Origin of the sequence: Solibacillus sp. FSL W7-1436 (assembly GCF_038007305.1) — a bacterium.
Lineage (GTDB): Bacteria > Bacillota > Bacilli > Bacillales_A > Planococcaceae > Solibacillus.
In genome coordinates this window covers 1-4,008 of record NZ_JBBOWV010000005.1, presented here as the reverse complement: position 1 = coordinate 4,008, position 4,008 = coordinate 1, and the positions used below count along the sequence as shown (strand labels likewise).

Sequence of the window (4,008 nt, the reverse complement as noted above, 5' to 3'; positions counted from 1 at the left end):
TTTTACTTAGAATATGAAAAGCATTAAGTGTATTATTATCCTTCATTATTCCACCTCGTCAGCTTGTTCGATAAATTTCGCTTTTGTGTTATATTCCTCAAATTCTTCAACAGTTAATTCACGTAACATATTTTCATATTTTGACGTTTTCCATACGGACGTAAGCAAATGCGTATACTCGTTCTCGTCTTTTTTCTTGTACTTGTCCAATTCACCATTTTTGAATTTTTTCACATAGTCTTTAAAAAATCCATTGAACGTCAATAATTGCCGCCCCTTCAGAGATTTATAAAAAATTTCAAAGACAGATTGTGAATGATACAACTCATTTCCTTTAGCCGAATATTTTGCCACCTCTAAGACTGCACCATTTTCCGACTTTTCACTGGAACGAACTTTACGAATATCGACTTGCGTAATACTCATATCGTCCATACACTCACGCCACATCTCAAGCCATGCAGATTGATTAATATAATCACGGCTTGTAAAGTAACTTTTATTCACTGCCATTAACACATGAAAGTGAGGATGGTATGTATCATAATTAGGGTTGTTGTCATCAATTTTCAAATTACGACTATCAAAATATGACTTTGCTTTTTCATACATATCTTTTGTTATAAAACGTTCTTTGTTGTACGTCACTTCTAACTTACGGACATAACCATTGATTACTTTTCGCACATTTCTACGCTTAAATAATTTATTAAATGCTGTATTAAATTTATCAATCTCATTTTTAAGTGCTTCACCAGTAACATTCGGTGCAGTCAGCGTTAAAAAAATATATTCTTGTTCTTGCTCTTCACGGATCGCTTGCATTGTAACTGAAATAGCGATGGCATCTTTTTTCGCTTTGTTCCATGTGCAGATTGGACAAAAACGATTACCACAACTACTTGAACGATGAACACGTTTCGCGCTCATATCAAAGGTTGTTAAATGTTGCATAAAATCACCACATGTTTTCACTCTCTCCAATGTTTTTGGGGTAAAAACACCTTTCGCATATTCAGCCAGTTTTCGAACTAAATCTCTTTTAGGTGTATATCTTTCTAAAATATACTTTCCAAGTTCAGTAGATTTCAATTCATTCTTAGTAATTTTAACCTCTTGTTTTTTGGTCATATTCAGTGTACAATCGCTTTAATGTTTTTTAATTTAACAACAAATAAAGACACATAAAAGCAACTTGCTCCCTTCATAGTTTGATTTTGATCTAGTCAATTAAAATCATAAAACACTATACAAGGAAACGCAAGTTGTTTTTTTTTTGAGCCTTAGAGCCACAAGACTTAAAGACATCACATACGTAACAATTTCTTGCGGAAATAGTTACGTATGTATCAAGTAAAAGAAGAAACTCATTTCGCTTCGCTCAATCGTTTCTTAAAAGACAAAACCACCTGCACAATGCAGGTGGTTATTTTTTATGATTTTTATAATTCACGGTACATTATCAAGGCCGTATGACATTCTTTATTATCATCATCAAGATGACTATTCAATTTAATATCAATTACTTCGATTCCGTCACCCCATATTTCCAAAAAATTATTAATAGCATCTTCTACATTTTTTGTACGAAAATCACTGAAAATTTTCACTCGCAACATTCCCACCCCCTTCACATTATCTTTCCATTTCGCCAGCATCACGCGTAGGCATTTTTTTGTCACGAACAAAGTCTGGATCAGCCTCGTGAATGTCGTTTAAAAAGCTTTTAAAGCCCTTCAATTCATTTTGAGGTAACAACTCCTTCAAACGCTCTTTAATCGTCTCTAACATGCCTTTAAAGACGTTTTTATAAGTTTCGGGAGTTTTCGTATGTTTCTTCAGAAAATCCCTTGTAGCGAGATACAGAAGGTTAACTTCAAGTTGCAAACCTTTCACTCTTTCTAGCAACTTACTGTTATGGTTTTTTAATTTATCATTTTCACTTTGTAGGCTTTCAATTTCTTTCCTCTGTTCAACCATATGTTCAACATAGGTATCAACCTTTTTTTGTAGCGAAAGGTACATTTCACCGCTTTTAAGCGCTTTATTTTCCTTTACCAAATAATCATTTTGGCGTTTAAGCGTTTCGCTGCCAATTAAAGTTTGCTCAATCATTCGATATTGGAGAGGGGAAATAACAAAATTCTCCGTTTCAGTTTTAACGATTTCAGGCTTACCAAGCAATTTCGGAATAACCTTCACTTGCTTTTCCTTTTCTAATAAAGGCAATGCCAATTCATCTTTTTTAGGAATAGACTCCACGATTTTTTTTGTTTGCAGCTGGACCTTCTCTAACTCTTGTTGTTTTTCTTTAAGGCTCTTTTGCAATTCCTTGTATTCGTGGATATTTTCAATGTTATTTTGGGTTTTACCCGAACCTCGTTCAACTTCAAATCCACGTTTTCTCAAAAATTGAGGTAGGTTGTCATGGATCTCATTAATTTTTTTGGGTGTCATAACAACACGAGCCTGTAATTTCCCTGTCTCTTTGTTGAAAGGGACAAAATGCAGATGCATATGGGGAGTTGTTTCATCCAGGTGGACTTTGGCACTTACAACGTTTTCTTTGCCAAATTCATCGGAGAAAAAATCATAACAAGCCTCAAAATATTTTCGGGTTTTTTCCATGCCCCATTTTTCAAATTGTTCATTGGGAACAGTCAAAATATTGGAGTACATGACAACCGAATTTTTTTGAACACGGGAGCCAGTTTCTTTTGCAAATTCCACTCTTTCTTTTACTCGTTGATATAAAGTTTTCTCACTAGAAACAATGTCATAATTTAAATTCGTTCTGCTTAAATCAATATCCTCGTTTTTGATTTTCCCTTTACGCTCTTGTTCCATTTCCTTGCCTTTGACATCCGTAATTTGGTTCTTCTGTGTGTGCCATGCTAATTCCATTTGAAAGCCCCCTTCATGCCGTGAATAAGACCCATACTCAATAAGAGTATAGCACGGTATACTCTTGTGACCAAGAGACCGTGCTCTGCCGAGGGCTATTTCGGGCCGATGCCCGATCGGAAACGTGCTGGAGCGCACAATGTTTCCGAAGTTCAAAATCAAAAATACTGGTGGCCAATCGCAATTTGCGATTAGCAGCCAGCACCTAAAAAAATAAAAAAAAAATAAAAAAAGGGATTTCTAAAAACATTAGCAATATACAGATGAGGTCAAAGAGGGAAGGGGGTGGAAGTATGGAACAAGTTGTTATCGGTGTGGTAGTTTTCCTTGTGGGAACTTACTCACAAAAAGGCATTGATTACATTTACAAAAAGTTCTTCAAAAAGTAATACATATCAGCAATACAAATGAGTAATACATATGAGCAACAGGAGCAATAGCCTTTTTCGATTGCAAGGATCGGGTAGTATTTTTTGCGAGCAAAAAATCTCCACCCTTTCCTCCTTGCAATCAAAAATTTTTCGGGCAGTGTTGGGGGCAACCCCCGATATACGAAAAAATGAAGGTTTCATTAATCGGAGTTGACCTTCTTATTATCGCCCGAAAAAACGGCATGGGCCGACCAAATTTCATTGCTGCACATTTAATTCAAGCGCATCAAAACATCCCCCCTCAACCAAAAAAATGAAGGGGAAAAGACCAAACAAAAAACCCTGTTAGGCTTACCGTGGAACGGTCTTTTTGTTGCGTAGCAACCCCACCGAACACCATATGAAATATCGGTGTATAAGTGGGTGCTCACAGTGATTTGAATTTATCATTCTACATTTGTCGAATTTTGTTGTTAAATATATCAAAAATAGAAAATAAAAAAGAGCAGCAGTTGCTACTCTTTTCGAGGTGCTCTTTCATATACCCCTGAAATTGATTTATAAAGTTTCCCTGTATCCTCTATATCTTCTCGAAAAACTTCAACCACTAAAACAGGTGCTTTAGTTCTTTTAACACAAACAATATCCCCGGGTTGCACATTTAACGACCGTATATGTTTTGGGATATGCCAAGTGTATTTTTTTCTAGTATCTAATATCAATGGTTTGCCTT

General features: G+C 35.6%; 4 protein-coding genes. All 4 read right to left on the bottom strand.

The genetic code is table 11. The features are described from left to right. Positions 1 to 45: 45 nt before the first annotated feature. On the bottom strand, positions 46 to 1,131 hold the full coding sequence (locus MKX73_RS19885) for a protein rep (RefSeq protein ID WP_340719102.1): 1,086 nt from the start codon (positions 1,129 to 1,131) through the stop codon (positions 46 to 48). A gap of 311 nt (positions 1,132 to 1,442) precedes the next feature. Next, positions 1,443 to 1,619, bottom strand: coding sequence for a sporulation protein Cse60 (locus MKX73_RS19880; RefSeq protein WP_340719101.1), 177 nt, complete (start codon positions 1,617 to 1,619; stop codon positions 1,443 to 1,445). A 16-nt stretch (positions 1,620 to 1,635) separates the two neighbouring features. Next, positions 1,636 to 2,904: a MobV family relaxase gene (mobV, locus tag MKX73_RS19875; RefSeq protein WP_340719100.1), complete on the bottom strand. Its 1,269-nt coding sequence runs from the start codon at positions 2,902 to 2,904 to the stop codon at positions 1,636 to 1,638. A gap of 886 nt (positions 2,905 to 3,790) precedes the next feature. Beyond that, on the bottom strand, positions 3,791 to 4,008 hold a 218-nt coding region (locus MKX73_RS19870; RefSeq protein ID WP_340719099.1), incomplete at its 5' end, for a DUF5839 family protein.